At 67.5% G+C, this 16,598-nt stretch carries 15 protein-coding genes; 9 read left to right on the top strand and 6 right to left on the bottom strand.

Annotated elements, in window-relative coordinates; genetic code table 11:
* Positions 1-39: 39 nt before the first annotated feature.
* Positions 40-483: a hypothetical protein gene (locus tag ACTHQX_RS13410; protein ID WP_440157714.1), complete on the bottom strand. Its 444-nt coding sequence runs from the start codon at positions 481-483 to the stop codon at positions 40-42.
* Between the two features lie 10 nt (positions 484-493).
* Positions 494-1,081: a hypothetical protein gene (locus ACTHQX_RS13405; protein ID WP_236805044.1), complete on the bottom strand. Its 588-nt coding sequence runs from the start codon at positions 1,079-1,081 to the stop codon at positions 494-496.
* Between the two features lie 163 nt (positions 1,082-1,244).
* Between ACTHQX_RS13405 and ACTHQX_RS13400 the strand changes: the two genes are divergently transcribed.
* Positions 1,245-2,852 carry a DUF7059 domain-containing protein gene (locus ACTHQX_RS13400; protein WP_440157787.1) on the top strand — a complete coding sequence of 536 codons (1,608 nt, stop codon included), beginning with the start codon at positions 1,245-1,247 and terminating at the stop codon, positions 2,850-2,852.
* 111 nt (positions 2,853-2,963) lie between these two features.
* Here ACTHQX_RS13400 and ACTHQX_RS13395 read toward each other — a convergent pair whose 3' ends face one another.
* A complete protein-coding gene (locus tag ACTHQX_RS13395; RefSeq protein ID WP_236805043.1) occupies positions 2,964-3,275 on the bottom strand; it encodes a hypothetical protein in 312 nt (103 codons plus the stop codon).
* A 186-nt stretch (positions 3,276-3,461) separates the two neighbouring features.
* Between ACTHQX_RS13395 and ACTHQX_RS13390 the strand changes: the two genes are divergently transcribed.
* From ACTHQX_RS13390 to proC, 5 genes are all read left to right on the top strand, one after another.
* Positions 3,462-4,130: an ArsR/SmtB family transcription factor gene (locus ACTHQX_RS13390; protein WP_236805042.1), complete on the top strand. Its 669-nt coding sequence runs from the start codon at positions 3,462-3,464 to the stop codon at positions 4,128-4,130.
* A gap of 174 nt (positions 4,131-4,304) precedes the next feature.
* Positions 4,305-7,028: a type I DNA topoisomerase gene (gene topA / locus ACTHQX_RS13385; RefSeq protein WP_440157715.1), complete on the top strand. Its 2,724-nt coding sequence runs from the start codon at positions 4,305-4,307 to the stop codon at positions 7,026-7,028.
* A gap of 50 nt (positions 7,029-7,078) precedes the next feature.
* Positions 7,079-7,528: an SseB family protein gene (locus ACTHQX_RS13380; protein WP_236805040.1), complete on the top strand. Its 450-nt coding sequence runs from the start codon at positions 7,079-7,081 to the stop codon at positions 7,526-7,528.
* 84 nt (positions 7,529-7,612) lie between these two features.
* Complete coding sequence (locus ACTHQX_RS13375; RefSeq protein ID WP_440157716.1) at positions 7,613-8,605, top strand: Ppx/GppA phosphatase family protein; 993 nt, start codon at positions 7,613-7,615, stop codon at positions 8,603-8,605.
* 475 nt (positions 8,606-9,080) lie between these two features.
* Positions 9,081-9,914 (top strand): pyrroline-5-carboxylate reductase, encoded by an 834-nt coding sequence (gene proC / locus ACTHQX_RS13370; RefSeq protein ID WP_440157717.1) that lies wholly within the window; start codon positions 9,081-9,083, stop codon positions 9,912-9,914.
* 216 nt (positions 9,915-10,130) lie between these two features.
* Here the strand turns inward: proC and ACTHQX_RS13365 are convergent, their stop codons facing one another.
* Both ACTHQX_RS13365 and ACTHQX_RS13360 read right to left on the bottom strand, forming a co-directional pair.
* Positions 10,131-10,817, bottom strand: coding sequence for a potassium channel family protein (locus tag ACTHQX_RS13365; RefSeq protein ID WP_003797805.1), 687 nt, complete (start codon positions 10,815-10,817; stop codon positions 10,131-10,133).
* Complete coding sequence (locus ACTHQX_RS13360; RefSeq protein WP_440157718.1) at positions 10,810-12,243, bottom strand: TrkH family potassium uptake protein; 1,434 nt, start codon at positions 12,241-12,243, stop codon at positions 10,810-10,812. The genes ACTHQX_RS13365 and ACTHQX_RS13360 overlap by 8 nt, the downstream gene beginning before the upstream one ends.
* Before the next feature lie 105 nt (positions 12,244-12,348).
* Here ACTHQX_RS13360 and ACTHQX_RS13355 point away from each other — a divergent pair, with 105 nt between their 5' ends.
* Together ACTHQX_RS13355 and ACTHQX_RS13350 are read left to right on the top strand one after the other, a co-directional pair.
* Positions 12,349-13,560, top strand: a complete 1,212-nt coding sequence (locus ACTHQX_RS13355) for an acetoin utilization protein AcuC (RefSeq protein WP_440157719.1) — start codon at positions 12,349-12,351, stop codon at positions 13,558-13,560.
* Between the two features lie 108 nt (positions 13,561-13,668).
* Positions 13,669-14,328 (top strand): ArsR/SmtB family transcription factor, encoded by a 660-nt coding sequence (locus ACTHQX_RS13350; RefSeq protein ID WP_440157720.1) that lies wholly within the window; start codon positions 13,669-13,671, stop codon positions 14,326-14,328.
* Positions 14,329-14,409: 81 nt separating this feature from the next.
* On the opposite strand, the gene ACTHQX_RS13345 is transcribed toward ACTHQX_RS13350, so the two are convergent.
* On the bottom strand, positions 14,410-15,744 hold the full coding sequence (locus ACTHQX_RS13345) for an alpha-hydroxy acid oxidase (protein ID WP_440157721.1): 1,335 nt from the start codon (positions 15,742-15,744) through the stop codon (positions 14,410-14,412).
* A gap of 107 nt (positions 15,745-15,851) precedes the next feature.
* Here ACTHQX_RS13345 and ACTHQX_RS13340 point away from each other — a divergent pair, with 107 nt between their 5' ends.
* On the top strand, positions 15,852-16,559 hold the full coding sequence (locus ACTHQX_RS13340; RefSeq protein WP_440157722.1) for a FadR/GntR family transcriptional regulator: 708 nt from the start codon (positions 15,852-15,854) through the stop codon (positions 16,557-16,559).
* The last annotated feature ends 39 nt before the right edge of the window (positions 16,560-16,598 follow it).

Here is a 16,598-nt window from a genome sequence, read left to right as displayed (position 1 = left end):
CGGCGGGTCCGTGCGGCCCGCTGCCGATTGCGGCCCGGATTAGCGCGCTGGAACCAGATGGTAGGCGTACAGGAGCGGGGCGTCCACGCTGGAGGCGCTGATTTCCATCCGCCCGGCCTTCGGTACCCTGATATCCGCGGTTTCTCTGCTGCCGTTGCAGGCCGCTCCGGCTTCCGCCAGCTCCTTGCCCGCGAGCGTCACCGCGAAGAACGCCTTCCCGCCGCCGTCGCAGGTAATGGTCAGTGTGTACTCGCCCGCCGGGACGCTGGCCGCCGTCTGGATGATCCGGTCCCGGTTGAGGATCTTGCCGGAGTCCTCCAGCACTGCCTGGCCGTCGGAGGGCAGGGCGGTGGCCCGCCACTGCGGAACATCGGCATTTTCGATCGACACCACGGGGGAGCAGGCAACAGTTGCCAGCAGTATGACGGCGGAGGCGGCCGCCCCGCCCAGGGCACTGGAAATCAGAGGAGAACGGTCAGGCATGACTTCAAACTTACCGGTTTGCGGTGCCGCCGGATTCCGGTCCTCTCCTCCCGCTCCGCTGCAAGGCCACAAAAGAGACAAGTCTGTCTGCCTCGGTCAGGACTTTGGCCATGCCCCCCGAGGTCACCATTACCCGTTCGCCCCGGGACTCCAGGGTCACGGGGATGACCGTGCGATGCCCCGAGCCGGTCGGCACTGCAGTCTCGTGGTGCGGGGGCGGTTCGGGCCGCTGCGGTTCCGCGGGTGGGGGTTTCGCGGCCTCGCGCCTGGCGCTCTCGCCGGACAGGGTTAGGGCATCGATCTTGGCGCCGCCGATCTTGTCCAGCATCTCGTAGTCCTCGTCGGTGCACAGATCGCTGGCCGCTAGGTGCTTCAGTGCGACGAGGCCCACGATGGCCCTGCTGAAATCCCGGTCCATCGCAAGGCCGATGGCCCACTGGGTGCGCTTCCACCACTGGTCCCGCCGGTCCGCCTCGCGGCGCTGGGCGAGCGTGCGCCAGGCGATCCAGCCGGCAATGACGGCGGCCAGCAGTGGTGCGAATGCCGCCGCGTATCGCAGCCAATCGGGATCGGCCGCCACTGCCTGGGTTCCGAGCATGGCCCAACTGTAGCTTCAGGCGCCGACAATAGTCAGGCGGGGACAATAACGCGGCACCACGCGCCGTGCCAGGGTCCTCGGACCGCTGCGCCCGGCGGAGCCGGAAGGGCATGACCGGCACACAGCCATGGCCGGGAAATAGACTTGGCCGGTGACCGAACCAATGCACTTCACCACCGGCAACACCCCCGACGCACCGCGAAGCGACCTGCCCGATCTCCTGCAGGCGCTGGCCTCGGACCTCCGCGCAGTGGGCTACACCCTCGAGGGTGTGGCGGATCTGCTGGGGGACTCGGCGTACGCGGCCCTGAACCGGGACCAGCTCATCCCGGCACTGATCGCGACTGAAGCAGCAGCCGACGGCGAGCCGGCCACCGCGGCGCTGGCCGCCGTCGTGCGTTTCTGGCTTCTGGCCGTTCCGCAGGAAGCGGAGGTGCTCGACGCCGCGCTGCCGCGGACGCGCGCCGAGGGCCTGGTGGCTCTTGGCCTGGCGAAAACCACCGGGACCGAGGTGGCCGCCGAAGCGGACCTGCGGCCGTACGGTTGGGAGTCGGGCGCGAACGGCGGCGTCGAAATCTGGGTGGCCAGCGACCTCGCCGCGCACCAGCGGCCCGGCGTCCTCCGGCACGACCACGTCCTGGGCATCGGGCAGGCATCCACTACCCTTGTCCAGACCACCATCCGCCGCCCTGCCGATAGAGCGCTGGATCTGGGCACCGGCTGCGGCATCCAGACCTTCCATCTCCTGCAGCACAGCGGCCACGTCACGGCCACTGACATCTCGGAGCGCGCCCTCGCATTCACGCGCTTCAACCTCCTGCTCAACGCAGAAGCCCTGGCCATTGATCCGGCACGGCCGGAGGAGCGGGTGAGCCTGCGGATCGGATCGCTCCTCGAGCCTGTTGCCGGCGAGGTCTTTGACCTCGTCGTGTCCAATCCGCCCTTCGTCATTACGCCGCGCACTGCGGGGGAGGCCGCGGCGGACCAGTTCACCTACCGCGACGGCGGCCTGCCGGGGGACGACATCGTCGCGTCGCTCGTCCGCTCCCTGCCCGAGGTGCTCGCCCCGGGCGGAACGGCCCAGCTTTTGGGTAACTGGGAAATCCCGGACGGCTCGGCATGGGATGAGCGGCCGCAAAGCTGGGCCGGTCCGGACACGGACGCCTGGTTCATCCAGCGCGAACAGTTGGGGCCGGAGCAGTACGCCGAGACCTGGCTGCAGGACGCCTCCGAAACCCGGGACCGCCGGCACTACCAGGAGGCCTATGCCGCGTACCTGGCGGACTTCGCGTCGCGGAATGTCGGCGGGATCGGCTTCGGCATGGTCTTCCTGCGCCGGCCGGCCGGTGAACGGCGGATCCGCCGGTTCGAGGAGATCACCTATCCGATAGAACAGCCCGTCGGCCCCCACCTGGCAGCAGCGGTGGAACGGGCCGACTGGCTGGCGGAGCACGACGTGTCCGCGGCCCACCTTCTTGTGGCCGAGGACGTCACCGAGGAGCGCCACCAGCGCCCCGGCGCGGAACACCCCGGCGTCATCCTGCTGCGCCAGGGAGCCGGCCTCCGCCGCACCAACCTGCTGAGCACCGAACTGGCGGGCTTTGTCTCCGCGTGCGACGGCGACCTGACCGCCGGGCAGATTATCGGCGCCCTTGAAGCGCTGCTGGGAGGAGCGGAAGGGTTCGACGGCGAGACGTTCCGGGCTGGTCTGCTCACCGAAGTGGCCAATCTGGTTGGGGACGGATTCCTGCTGCCCGCTTCTCCGGACTGACGCCGGCCCCCATAGCGCGAACGGACAGCTACGGCCCCGGATCCCACCGGATCCGGGGCCGCAACTGTCCGTTCGCGCTGGACTCTTCGCGCTGGGAGCGTGGAGGCGCTGTCAGTTAATCAGGGCGCGGCCCATCCCGGGAGCAGGGACGTCAATGGTGAAGCCGCACATGCACCGGTAGGTCACGGCGTCGGCGGTGCCCACGGCTTTCATGGAGCGGATGAGGCGCTGGCCTTCCACCCTGATCGCCATTTCCAGGGAGAATTCCTGATCCAGACGCTTCATGGACCGCCGGCAGTGCCGCGGGATGCCAGTTGCCGCCGGCAGGCTGTCGGTGGCCGCGCCCGCGTCCAGGCTGGCGCCTGTCGGTTCTCCGGCGGGCCGGGCTGCAGCCAGCAAAGCGTCTTCGTTGAGGGTAATCATGGTCATCCTTTGGGCTTCTCACGGGGCTGCCAACGTCGGCGGCCCCGCCGCGAACTGCTTGCGGGAGGTCTGTTTACGCATGTAAGCAAAGCATGCTTAGTATTTCCGGGGCAAGCCGGGCCGGCCATGGACCGTGGATATCAAGCATTTCTTTCAGAACTTCCTGGTGCTGCGTAAACTGATGAAGTGAGTACTGACACGCCGTCCCCGGGACCGGCGCCGGAAGCCGCGCCGCGCCGCAGGAACCGGCCGGAAAAGAAGGTGGAAATCACCGACCCCAAGGCGATCCGGGCCCTGGCCCATGCCGCCCGCCTGGAGGTCATCTCCGAGCTGTACTCCACCCAGTCCAGCCGCACCGCCACGGAACTTGCCCAGCAGACCGGGCTCACCCCCAGCGCGATGAGCTACCACCTGCGGGCACTGCAGAAGTGGGGCATCGTGGTCCCGGCCGAGGCGTCTGCGGACGCCCGCGAACGCCGGTGGAAGGCGGCGGGCACGGACTTTGCGATCAACTCCGGCGGGGCGGTGGCCGGTCCGGACTTCGCGGTGATCGACCTCGAACTGGACGCATTCCGGCGCCGCGCCAGTTCCTATGCCCGGGCCCGTGACGAACAGCGCAAACGCGGCGAGTCCGCCGAGCCGGCGTCGGCCGTGCTGCTCGCCAACAACCTTCTCTATTTGACCGCCGAGCAGTGCAGTGAACTGACGGAAAGGGTCTTTGAGCTGCTCCGGGACTACGAGCTGGAGGATCCTAACTGCATTCCGCCGGGCGCCGAGCGGATCGCCACCATGTGGTCGATGATTCCGGACGACCGTCCCCTGCCGGGTGCCTCCGGCGGCCAGGGCAGCACCTGACGGGCGCGGCGGACGGGCCTGTGCCGGCCGGCGGGGACCCGACCGGGCGGCAGGCTGCGGCGGCCGTGACGGGGGCCACCGTTTTCCACATGACAGCGCAGAATTCTGCAAAATATGGTGAACTAGGCCAGTATGGGCTGATCTGCCCGAGCAACCTTTTTCTGTAGGAGCACTGTGCCAAGCAAGGCCAAAACCGGCAAGAAACTCGTGATCGTGGAGTCTCCGGCCAAGAGCAAGACCATCGCCAAGTACCTGGGCGAGGGCTTCATCGTTGAGGCCTCCATCGGTCACATCCGCGACCTGCCGCAGCCGTCCGAGCTCCCCGCGGACCTGAAGAAAACCTCCCTGGGCAAGTTCGCCGTCGACGTCGAAAACGACTTCAAGCCGTATTACGTGGTGTCCCCGGACAAGAAGAAGAAGGTGGCCGAGCTCAAGGCCCAGCTCAAAGACGCCGACGCGCTCTATCTCGCAACCGATGGGGACCGCGAGGGCGAAGCCATCGCGTGGCACCTCCTGGAGGTCCTGAAGCCCAAGGTTCCCGTGTACCGGATGACCTTCGGTGAAATCACCAAGGAAGCCATCCACCGCGCCATGGACAACCTCCGCGACGTCGACGCCGCATTGGTTGATGCGCAGGAAACCCGCCGCATCCTTGACCGCCTCTACGGCTACGAGATCTCCCCGGTGCTGTGGCGCAAGGTGGCGCGCGGACTGTCCGCCGGCCGCGTGCAGTCCGTGGTCACGCGCATGGTGGTGGACCGCGAACGCGAGCGGATGGCGTTCAGGTCCGCGTCCTACTGGGACCTGACCGGGCAGTTCGGTGCCGACGCCGGCTCGTTCAAAGCGAAACTCGCCGCCGTTGACGGCGCCAAGGTTGCCACCGGCCGGGACTTTAGCGACGACGGCGAACTCACCTCGCGCAATGTTGCGCACCTCAACGAGGAACTCGCCACCTCGCTGGCCGCCGCCCTGCAGGACGCGGACTTCCGGGTCCGCTCGGTGGACACCAAGCCGTACACGCGCCGACCCGCCGCGCCCTTCACCACCTCCACGCTGCAGCAGGAGGCCGGCCGCAAGCTGCGGTTCTCGTCCAAGAGCACCATGCAGATCGCCCAGCGGCTGTATGAGAACGGCTACATCACCTATATGCGTACGGACTCCTCGGCGCTGAGCGACGAGGCCGTCACGGCCGCGCGCCGCCAGGCTGCCGAGCTGTACGGTCCCGAGTACGTTCCGCAGTCGCCCCGCGTCTACACCAGCAAGGCCGCCAACGCGCAGGAGGCCCACGAGGCCATCCGTCCCGCCGGTGACTCGTTCCGCACTCCGGCCCAGGTGGCCAAGCAGCTCAGCGGCGACGAATTCCGCCTGTATGAGCTGATCTGGAAGCGCACCGTCGCCTCCCAGATGGGTGACGCCAAGGGATCCACCGCCACCATCCGGCTGGGCGCAGTGGCCGCCGACGGCCGCGACGCCGAGTTCTCCGCCTCCGGTACGGTGATCACGTTCCCCGGCTTCCTGGCCGCCTATGAAGAGGGCAAGGACGAAAGCCGCGGCGACGACGACTCCGACGAGGCCCGCCGCCTTCCGAACGTCGCCAAGGGTGACGGCCTGACCGCCTCGGAGATCATCGCCGTCGGCCACGAGACCTCGCCGCCGCCGCGCTACACGGAAGCTTCCCTGACCGCCGAGCTGGAAAAGAAGGGCATCGGGCGCCCGTCCACCTATGCCTCCACCATCTCCACCATCCAGGACCGCGGCTACGTGCGGAAGCAGGGCTCGGCGCTGGTGCCGAGCTGGATCGCGTTCTCCGTGGTGCGGCTCCTTGAGCAGCACTTCACGGACTATGTGGACTACGAGTTCACGGCCGACATGGAAGGCGACCTGGACAAGATCGCCAACGGCCAGGCCGCCGGTGCTGCCTGGCTCAAGCACTTCTACTACGGTGAAGACGCCGACCCCGGCCTGCTGAGCATCGTGAACAACCTGGGCGAGATCGACGCCCGCGAGATCAACTCCGTGCCCATCGCGGAGGGCATCACGCTGCGCGTCGGCAAGTTCGGTCCGTACCTGGAGAGCTCGCTGCCCACGGTCGACCCCAAGACCGGCGAAGTGGTGGAGTCCGCCCGCGCCAACGTGCCGGAAGACCTCGCTCCGGATGAGCTCACTGCGCAGAAGGCAGTGGAGCTCATGGAAACGGCCGCCCCTGAGGAACGGGTCCTGGGCGCCGATCCCCACACCGGCCACACGGTTGTTGCCAAGAACGGCAGGTACGGCGCCTACGTCACCGAGATCATCCCGGAGATGACCGAGGAACAGCTGGCCAACCAGCCCGTGGAGTACTACAAGAACGGCAAGCCGAAGCCGCCGAAGAAGCCCGTCAAGGCCAAACCGCGCACCGGCTCGCTGTTCAAGTCCATGACCGTGGACGCTGTCACCCTGGACGAGGCGCTGCAGCTCATGAGCCTTCCCCGGGTGCTCGGCGAGGACGCCGAGGGCAATCCGATCACGGTGCAGAACGGCCGCTTCGGCCCGTACCTGAAGAAGGGCACGGACTCCCGGTCCATCGGCTCGGAAGAGGAGATCTTCACCATCACGCTGGAGCAGGCACTGGAGATCTACTCCCAGCCCAAGCAGCGCGGTGCCCGCGCGGCCGTGCCGCCGCTGGCCGAGTTCGGTCCGGACCCGGTGTCGGAGAAGAACATCGTGGTGAAGGAGGGCCGCTTCGGTCCGTACATCACCGACGGCATCACCAACATCACCGTGCCCCGCGACACGTCGCTGGAGGAACTGACCCGGGAACGCGCCGTCGAACTCCTTGCCGAAAAGCGGGCCAAGGGCCCGGTCAAGCGCACCACCACGCGCAAGGCCCCGGCGAAGAAGGCCACAGCGAAAAAGTAGTCGGACCTGCGGGAATTGCGCCGTGCCGTGCAACGTGGTCGAGTAGATGCATGACTGAACAGCCGGAACCCGCAGACACCACGCCGCTGAACGACCTTGAGGAGAAGCTGGCCCTGGGCGGCCAGCCGGACGCCGATCCGGTGGACGTCATCCTGTCTTTCCTCAACAACGAGGTCTACATCATCAGTTCCGACGCTCTCGAGGGCGAGGATTCCCAGGTGGAGCCGCTGGTGCTGGGCAATGCCGACGGGCAGCCTGTCCTTGCGGTGTTCTCGCACCCCAGCCGGGTTGATTCCCAGTACCTGGAGGCCGCTCCGAACGTGCTGGGCACGCAGGGCGCGGCCATCATCGCCAACATCGGCGATGAGCTGGGAATGGTCATCAATCCGGGTGCGGCCTACGGCTTCGAGATCAATCCCGAGGGCATCGCCAACATCAAGCGCGACTTCAAGCGCGCCGATGAAGTGGACCCCAACCCGGCGGGCCTCGAGGGCGAGTAACCCCGCGCGGCCGTCCGCGCACCAAAGCCCGCAATGTAAGCGCCAGGTTGCGTCCGCTGCGCCGGCGGGAGGAATAATGGCAGGATGCGGCTAGGCGTCCTCGATATCGGTTCAAACACTGTCCACCTCCTGCTGGTGGATGCCCACCCCGGCGCGCGGCCTGTGCCTTTCGCCTCGCACAAGCGACCCCTCTCGCTGGTGCAGTACCTCGACGGGGACGGCAACATCACCGACGCCGGCCAGCATGAGCTCACGGAGTTCGTGCTCGAGGCCTGGGAGTTCGCGGCGCGCCACAAGGCCGATGACCTGCTGGCTTTCTGTACGTCAGCCATTCGCGAGGCCACCAACGGACCCGCGGTGCTGGCGCGGGTGAAGCACGAAACCACAGTGACGCTGCAGGAACTCACGGGCAGCGAGGAGGCGTCCATGACGTTCTTCGCCGTCCGCCGCTGGTATGGCTGGGGAGCCGGCACCGTCCTAAACTTCGACATTGGCGGCGGTTCCTTCGAAATGGCCCTGGGCCAGGATGAATTGCCGGAACTGGCAACCTCCGTGCCCCTCGGCGCGAGCCGGCTGACCCGGGACTGGCTGCACGAGGATCCGCCCTCCGCGAAGAGTGTCAAGGAACTGCGCCGCTACATCAGGGCCACCCTCAAACCGGTGGTGCGCAACTTCAACGAGGTGGGGAGGGCGAACGTCCTGGCCGGCACCTCGAAGACCTTCCGCTCCCTGGCGCGGATTGCCGGGGCCGCACCCAGCGACGCCGGCCCGTATGTGAAGCGCGACCTCAACCGCACGGACCTCGGCATCTGGGCGCAGCGCATTTCTGCCATGAAGACCGAAGACCGGCTGCACCTGCCGGGCGTCTCCGAGGCCCGCGCCAACCAGCTGCTCGCCGGTGCGCTGGTGGCCGAAGCGGCCATGGAGCTCTTTGAGTACAAGAAGATCAAGATATGCCCTTGGGCGCTGCGCGAGGGCCTCATCCTCCGCCGGCTCGACCAGCTGGTCGTCGACGGCCCGCTTGAACCTGCACCGCACGTGGGCGTCCAGCGGGCCTCCGCGCTGCCTGCGCTCTAGGGTTCGCCTCGCCACCGCCGCCTTCGCCGGCCGCTTTAAACGAGTAAGCGCCAGCCGGTTACGCAGAAGAAGCTGGGGGGAACTCTTCTGCAACCGACCGGCGCCGCGCCGGTCCCGAAGGAACCGGCTCCATCACTCGCACCTGTGAGGCGTTTCCTACTCTAACGGGGGAGTATGGGTGTTCTGGGGGAGTTACCTGAAAGCAGGCTGGGAATCCGCCAGCCGCCGGGCGGGATTGCAAAGCGCACGGGTTTAAAGCAAAGACACCGACGGCCTGCTGCAGAAAAATGGGCAAAACCGCTGCAGTCCGTCGGTGCCTGACAAGCATCCCCATGCTTGCTTCATCACTCGCACCCTCAATGAGGTATTACCCAAGTTAGGGGCCGAAGGTGTGTGAATGCTTCAACCAACATGTGAGCTTCCTGTGAATAGCCCCCGGCCTGCATCCGGCACGATGAACTGCAATGATGGAGCAATGAGCAACCGAATCGCATTTCTTGGCTGTGGATCAATGAACGAGGCCATCCTGGGCGGCCTGCTGGAGAGCGGCACGGATCCCATGGAGATCGTGGCCACCGTCCGGCGCGCGGAACGGGCTGCCGAGCTGGCCGAACGGCACTCCGGCATCACGGCCATCGCCGGCAGCGAAGAACCCGACAACAACAAGCAGGCGGCAAAGGGGGCCGGCATCGTGATTCTCGGCGTGAAGCCCGTGGGGATCGCCGAACTGGCCCGCGAAGTCAGTGGCTCACTTTCCCCGGACACGATCGTCATCAGCGTTGCTGCGGCCGTTTCCATCGCCCAGCTCGAAGCTGCCCTGCCCGCGGGCCAGCCGGTGATCAGGACGATGCCCAACACTCCGGCGAAGCTTGGCCGCGGCGTGGTCTCGGTGTCTGCGGGCACCCACTGCTCGCCGGAGCAGCTCCAGCGGGCGAAAGACATACTCGGCGCGGTGGGAACCGTCGTTGAAATCCCGGAGGAGCAGGTGGACGCTCTCGGCGCCATCAGCGGTTCCGGTCCGGCTTACGCGTTCTACCTGGCCGAGGCCATGGCCGCCGCCGGCGTTGAACTGGGCCTTGACGGGGAGCTGGCGCTGCTGCTGGCCCGCGAAACCGTGGCGGGAGCCGGCCTCATGCTGGCGGAACCCGGCGCCGAACCGGCGGCCCTGCGCAAAGCCGTGACGAGCCCGAACGGCACCACTGAGCGGGCCATCGCCACGTTCGATGACCGCGGCCTGCCGGCCATCATCGCCGCGGGCGCCCGCGCCGCGGCGGACCGCTCCGCCGAGATCACCAAGCAGCTCGGCTAGTCCCCACCCGCCCCCTTACCTCGCAAGCTCGGCCAGGGAACCCTGCGGGCGTGGGCCCACCACCCGCACCTCTTGCATTGGAGTTTTTGTCCAGATACCGCGACCTAAAGGCCCTTTTGGGCCCACTATCTGGACAAAAACTCACGACGGCGGGTGGTGCGTTGGGCACGACGGCGGGCCGCGCCGTCGTCGGGCGTGTTACTTGCCTCGCCGCCGCTACGGCCGGGCGGCGAACCGCTCCAGCAGGTCCACATGGCCGGACACGATCAGCATGTCGCGGGCGGACACCTTGGTCTCGGGGCGGGCGTACGTAAAGTCTTCGCCCGGGGACTTCACGCCCACGATGGTCACACCGTACTTGGACCGGACCTTGGACTCGTCCAGCGTGAAACCGACCGTTTCGCGCGGGGGATACATCTTCACGATCGCAAAGTCGTCGTCGAACTCGATGAAGTCCAGCATGCGCCCGGAGACCAGGTGCGCCGCGCGGACGCCGGCGTCGGCCTCCGGGTAGATGACGTGGTTGGCGCCGATGCGGGTGAGGATCTTGCCGTGCGAGGGCGTGATGGCCTTGACCCACAAGTGCTCGATGCCCAGGTCCACCAGGTTCACGGTGATGAGCACCGAGGACTCGATGGACGTCCCCACACCCACCACGGCCGAGCTGAACTCCTGTGCGCCCAGCTGGCGCAGCGCGTCGATGTTGGTGGCGTCCGCCTCCACCACATGGGTCAGAACGGGTGACCATTTCTGGACCAGGGACCTGTCGCGTTCGATGGCCAGCACCTCACGGCCCTGCTTGACCAGCTGCTCGGCCGTGGAGGAACCGAAGCGGCCCAGCCCGATCACCAGTACCGGCGCGTTGTGGGCGGGGCGGTTGGGAGCGCCTGACGAATTAGCCAATGATTGGCCTCTCTTCCGGGTAGTGGTACAGCTGGCTGCGCTGGCGCAGGGCCAGGGCAGCGGCCAGCGTGACGGTGCCGACGCGGCCTGCGAACATCAGGGCCGACAGCACATACACGCCCTCCGGCGGCAGTTCGGCGCTGAGGTTTGTACTGAGGCCGACCGTGGCGAAGGCTGAGATCGTTTCGAACAGCACCCGGTCCAGGGATGCGCCGCTGATGTGCAGGAGCAGGAAGGCAGACGCGGACACCAGCGTTGCGCCGGCCACGATCACGGAGATGGCCACGCGCATGGTGCCCTCCGGGATGGTCCGGCCGTAGACCTTGACGTCGGCGTCGCCGCGGGCTTCGGCGATGATGGCCAGGAACATGACGGCGATGGTGGTGACCTTGATGCCGCCGGCCGTTGAAGCGGAGCCGCCGCCGGCGAACATGAGGGCGTCCGTGAGCAGCATGGTGGTGGATTCCATCTGGTTCTGGTCCACCAGGTTGAAGCCGCCGGAGCGCGTCATGACGGAGGCGAAGAGCGAGTGCGCGATCTTGTCGCCGAGATCCATGCCGCCGATGGTCCGGGCGTTGTCCCACTCCATGAGCGCCCACAGCACGGTTCCGGCCGCGAGCAGGATGAACGAGACCTGAATGGTGAGCTTCGTGTGGAGGTTCCACTTTTTCCAGTTCAGCCCGTTTTGCTGCAGCACCATGACGACCGGGAAGCCGAGGCTGCCCAGGAACACGCCGAGCATGAGCGGGATGAGGATCCAGAGGTCTGTTTCGTAGGGGACGATGCCGTCCGAATGCGGGGTGAATCCGGCGTTGTTGAAGGACGAGATCGAATAGAAGACGCCGTGCCAGACGGACTGCCAGAAAGGCTCGCCGAGCACCATGAAGCGCGGGATCAGGGCGATGGCGAGGGCGGCCTCGATGACCACCGAGGTGGTGATGACGATCCGCAGCAGCGTACCCACCTCACCCAGGCGGCCGGCGTTGTTCATGGCCTCCTGGGCGATGAGCTTGCCCCTGACCCCCAGCTTCTTGCTCACCATGAGGGCCAGCAGCGAGGCCAGCGTCAGCGTGCCGAGGCCGCCGACGAAAATGCCGACCAGGATGATCAGTTGGCCGAAGAAGGACCAGTGCACGGCGGTGGACACCACGGTCAGGCCCGTGACACAGACGGCCGAGACGGCGGTGAAGAGGGCCTGGTGGAGTGGCGTGAAGTCACCGGTTGCTGAGGAGGCCGGCAGCGACAGGAGAGCGGTGAAGAGGACGATGACCACCACGAAGGCGCTCAGGGCAAGGCGGGCCGGCGATGTGTTGGCAATGTCATCGATGAAGTCACGGATGCCCGTGAATATCCACAGGCCCTCACGCTCCGGCGCTGCGGGTTGCCAGCTGGCCGGGCTCTTGGACCTCGACTGGCTTTGGGTCATGTGCGGCTGTTCCTCGATTGGCTCTGCTTCCTCCAGTAGTAAACCACTAAACACCTTGCCGTGGCCGGGCTTGGGAACAGACGGGGCTCCGGTAGCCTGTGAGTGATGACACTCCAGCCCGGACTCAGCCTCCCCGCACTGCCAACGACGGTGGTGTGGGACGCCGCCATGACGGCGTACAACTTTGGCCTGGGCCACCCCATGGCGCCCGAGCGCCTGGACCTGACCGCGCGGCTGGCCGGGAGCCTGGGCCTGCTCGACCTAAAGCACGTCACCTTGGTTGCCCCGGACGTGGCCGACGACGGCGAGCTCACCACCGTGCATAGCCCCGACTTCGTGGCCGCGGTGCGCCAGGCCAGCGACAACCCCGCCGCCGCGGACGAGTCCTACGGGCTGGGCACCGAGGACGACCCCGCGTTCGCCGGGATGCACGAGGCTGCGGCGCGCCTGGCCGGCGGCTCCCTCCTCGCGGCGAGCTCCATCCTGGACGGATCGGCGGTGCGGGCCGTGAACTTCGGCGGCGGCCTCCATCACGCGTCACGGGACCGGGCCAGCGGCTTCTGCGTCTACAACGACGCCGCTTTGGCCGTCCGGAAACTGCTCGACGGCGGTGTACAGCGGGTGGCATATATCGACGTCGACGCCCATCACGGGGACGGGACGCAGAGCATCTTTTGGGACGACCCCCGCGTCCTCACCATCTCGCTGCACGAAACCGGCATGTCCCTGTTCCCCGGCACCGGCTTCGCCAACGAGATCGGCGGCCCCGAGGCCCTGGGCAGCGCGGTGAACGTGGCACTGCCTGCGGGAACGGGTGACGCCGGCTGGCTGCGGGCGTTCCACGCCGTGGTCCCGCAGCTGGTGGGCGCGTTCGCGCCCGAGGTCATCGTCAGCCAGCACGGCTGCGACTCGCACCGGCTAGATCCCCTGACCCATTTGAACGTGAGTGTGGACGGACAGCGCGAGGCCGCCACCGCCGTCGCAAGCCTGGCCGCCCGGTACTGCGGGAACCGCTGGATCGCCACCGGCGGCGGCGGGTACCACATCACGGGCGTGGTGCCGCGGACGTGGAGCCACCTGATCGGCATCGCTGCCAACCGTCCTGTGCCGCTGCGTACCCCCGTGCCGGAGGCGTGGCGGACGTACGTGCAGGAGCGCTACGGCGTGGACACGCCGGAGAGCATGGGCGACGACGCCGACGTCTGGTGGCGGTCGTGGGAGGTGGGCTTCGATCCCAACGACGACATCGACCGCACCGTGATGGCCACGCGCAAGGAAGTCTTCCCGCTGTATGGCCTGGACCCCTGGTTCGACTAGTCCCTGGTTCGACCGGTTCCTTGGTTTGGTTGGCTCAGTTTCTTCACGGACCAGCCTCGGGCGAAATAGTAGATGCCATTCGGCGTATATGTCGCTAGGGTGGGTCTCATGGTGACAGACGACGTATTTGCCGTCATTGCGGAGGCAACGCGGCGCGACATTCTCGTGTCCCTCCAAGCGGGGGACAAAGCAGTGGGGGAGCTGGTCGAGGAGCTCGCCGCCAGCCAGCCCACCATCTCAAAACACCTAAAGGTGCTCCGCGAAGCCGATCTGGTGAGCATGCGCGCGCAGGGCCAGAAGCGCTACTACGCGCTCAATCGGAAACCGCTGGCGGGCGTGGCCAGCTGGCTGGAGACGTTCGACGTCGGACGCGCGGCTTCCGCCGCAGCGACAAGGGACGCCGCACATCAGGAGGCCGCGGATGCCCAGGCGGGTACTGCACGTGCGGCCTCAGCCGGAACATCGACCGGAAGTCTCACGCCCGCCGCGGGCAGCCCTTCCGCGGACGTCCCGGACGCCTTCGCTGCAGCCGCCGCGGCACATGCTGGCACGGCGGACGACGCGACCCACGCACCCGGGCGGCCGGCGAGCGGCCAGCTGAGTCCCGCCGTCGTGGTTCCCGGCGGACAGGTGCCAAGCGGTCAGATCCCAGGCACCGCCGGCCAGGACGACACCGTCCCGCAGCAGATCGGCCGCACCGTGGGCCGCGCCGCGACGAAGGCCGCCGACCTGCTGGCCAACCTGCCCAAGTTCGGCCGCAAGAAGTAGCCCGGCACCCAACTAACTCGCAGTTGTTGTCGTTTTGAAGCCCCAAAACGACAACAACTGCGAGTCAGTGAGTAGAGCAGGCTACTTGCGCAGGATCCGCACGTGGTCCGGGGTCAGCTCGGAAATGCTGCTGACGCCGAGGAGCGCCATGGTGCGTGCCATGTCCTTTTCGAGGATCTGCAGGACGCGGTCGACGCCAGCCCGGCCGCCGGCCATGAGCCCGTACAGGTAGGCGCGGCCGATGAGCGTGAAGTCGGCGCCGAGGGCCAGCGCGGCGATGATGTCTGCACCGCTCATGATGCCCGTGTCCAGCATGACCGCGGCCTTGCTGTTGTCCGCCTTGAGCGCCTGGGAAACTTCCGGGAGCAGGTGGAAGGGAATGGGCGCGCGGTCCAGCTGGCGGCCGCCGTGGTTGGACAGCACGATGCCGTCGGCGCCGTGGTCCACCACCTTGCGGGCGTCGTCCACGGTCTGGATGCCCTTGACCACGAGCTTGCCCTTCCAGGTCTCGCGCAGCCAGTCCAGGTCCTCGAAGGTGAGGGTCGGGTCGAACATCGAGTTGATGAGGTCGGCCACCGTGCCCGTGTACCGGGAAAGCGAGGCGAAGGTGAGGGGCTCGTGGGTGAGGAAGTTGAACCACCAGGCCGGCCGGTAGGATGCGTCCAGGACCGTCTTCAGCGTCAGTGCCGGCGGGATGGTCATGCCGTTGCGGACATCGCGCAGGCGTGCGCCGGCGACGGCGGTGTCCACCGTGACCATGAGGGTGTCGTTCCCGGCCTTGGCTGCCCGCTCGATCAGTTCGAGGGAGCGGTCCCGGTCCGTCCAGAGGTACAGCTGGAACCAGTTCCGACCGTTGGGTGCCGCCGCGGCCACGTCCTCGATGGAGGCCGTGCCCATGGTGGAGAGCGTGTAGGGGATGCCGGCGGCCTCGGCGGCCTGCGAGCCCGCGTATTCACCCTCGGACTGCATCATCCGGGTGAAGCCGGTGGGCGCGATGCCCACGGGAAGCCGGGAGGACCGGCCCAGGATGTCGGTGCTCAGGTCGATGCTGGACACATTCCGCAGGATGCCCGGGCGGAACTCGATGTCCAGGAACGCTTCGCGGGCGCGCCGCAGGGTGATCTCTTCCTCCGCCGCGCCGTCGGTGTAGTCAAACGGGGCCTGGGGTGTGCGGCGCTTGGCGATGTCGCGCAGTTCCCAGACGGTGCTGGCGCGCTTGAGCCGTGCTTCCTTGCTGAACTCGGGCTTCTTGAACTGCATCAGCGGGGCGAGGTCCGAGTACTTCGGGATGCGGCGCTTCAGGGCGGCCGGAACGGCTGCTGCGGCGACGCCGGTGGCGGGCCGCGTGGCAGGAATGTCCGTCGCGTCCGGGGCCGGGGTGGTCTCGGGGTTGCTCGGCTGGATGGTGTGGGTCATGGCTTTCCTCCGTGGGCATGCCGGGAGATGCTGAACAGGAGCCTCCCCGCTGTGGTCTAACCACACTCTAAAGCATGTGGTCCAACCACATCAAGTACCATGGGCTCATGCGCACGCACCAACTTGTCCTGCGGTGGATCGAGGACCAGCTCTCCGGCGGCCAGCTCGCCGTCGGCGGCCGACTTCCGGCCGAGAGGACGCTGGCCGAACAGCTCGGGGTTTCCCGCACCTCGGTCCGCGAGGCCATCCGTGTCCTCGAGGCCATGGGTGTGGTCCGGGCCGGCGTGGGTTCCGGGCCCGAAGCGGGAACGGTCGTGATCTCGGATCCGACGGCGGCCCTCGGCTCAGCGCTGCGGCTGCACGTGGCCACGCAGCACCTGCCGGTGGAGGACGTCGTGGAGACCCGCGTTCTGCTCGAGTCCTGGGCGGCCGCCCGGGCAAGGCGGGATGCCCCCGAACTCGACCTCGCCGGGGCCCTGCTCGACGACATGGACGAGGACCACGGCATCGACGACTTCCTTGCCATGGATGTCCGCTTCCACCTGGCCCTGGCCGACGCCGCGGGCAACGCCGTCGTGAGCGCCATGATGGGGTCGCTGCGGGAGGCCATCCAGGGCTACGCGGGGCAGCTGACCGCGAACCTGCCGGACTGGGACGCCACCGCCTCGCGGCTGCGGGCCGAGCACCGTGAGATCCTCGCGGCCATCCGGAAGGACGACGGCGGCGGGGCGGCGGAGCTTGTTGCCGCCCACATCCGGGGGTACTACAAAGAAGCCGGGCTGGGCCCGAAGGAATCGGACCCGGCCCGGCCGTAGCTGACTTTCCCAACTGGCTCGCAGTTGATGCCGTTATGA

The organism is Arthrobacter sp. SAFR-023 (genome assembly GCF_051965295.1).
Classification (GTDB): Bacteria; Actinomycetota; Actinomycetes; order Actinomycetales; family Micrococcaceae; genus Arthrobacter.
The sequence above is the reverse complement of the archived record's forward strand: the minus strand, read 5'-3'. Positions and strand labels throughout refer to the sequence as shown.

What these genes read in the sequence shown, in the direction of transcription:
- ACTHQX_RS13410 (WP_440157714.1), bottom strand. Translation starts at nt 483, where the DNA reads ATGCCTGACCGTTCTCCTCTGATTTCCAGTGCCCTGGGCGGGGCGGCC.
- ACTHQX_RS13405 (WP_236805044.1), bottom strand. Translation starts at nt 1,081, where the DNA reads ATGCTCGGAACCCAGGCAGTGGCGGCCGATCCCGATTGGCTGCGATAC.
- ACTHQX_RS13400 (WP_440157787.1), top strand. Translation starts at nt 1,245, where the DNA reads ATGCACTTCACCACCGGCAACACCCCCGACGCACCGCGAAGCGACCTG.
- ACTHQX_RS13395 (WP_236805043.1), bottom strand. Translation starts at nt 3,275, where the DNA reads ATGATTACCCTCAACGAAGACGCTTTGCTGGCTGCAGCCCGGCCCGCC.
- ACTHQX_RS13380 (WP_236805040.1), top strand. Translation starts at nt 7,079, where the DNA reads ATGACTGAACAGCCGGAACCCGCAGACACCACGCCGCTGAACGACCTT.
- ACTHQX_RS13375 (WP_440157716.1), top strand. Translation starts at nt 7,613, where the DNA reads ATGCGGCTAGGCGTCCTCGATATCGGTTCAAACACTGTCCACCTCCTG.
- proC (WP_440157717.1), top strand. Translation starts at nt 9,081, where the DNA reads ATGAGCAACCGAATCGCATTTCTTGGCTGTGGATCAATGAACGAGGCC.
- ACTHQX_RS13360 (WP_440157718.1), bottom strand. Translation starts at nt 12,243, where the DNA reads ATGACCCAAAGCCAGTCGAGGTCCAAGAGCCCGGCCAGCTGGCAACCC.
- ACTHQX_RS13355 (WP_440157719.1), top strand. Translation starts at nt 12,349, where the DNA reads ATGACACTCCAGCCCGGACTCAGCCTCCCCGCACTGCCAACGACGGTG.
- ACTHQX_RS13350 (WP_440157720.1), top strand. Translation starts at nt 13,669, where the DNA reads ATGGTGACAGACGACGTATTTGCCGTCATTGCGGAGGCAACGCGGCGC.
- ACTHQX_RS13345 (WP_440157721.1), bottom strand. Translation starts at nt 15,744, where the DNA reads ATGACCCACACCATCCAGCCGAGCAACCCCGAGACCACCCCGGCCCCG.
- ACTHQX_RS13340 (WP_440157722.1), top strand. Translation starts at nt 15,852, where the DNA reads ATGCGCACGCACCAACTTGTCCTGCGGTGGATCGAGGACCAGCTCTCC.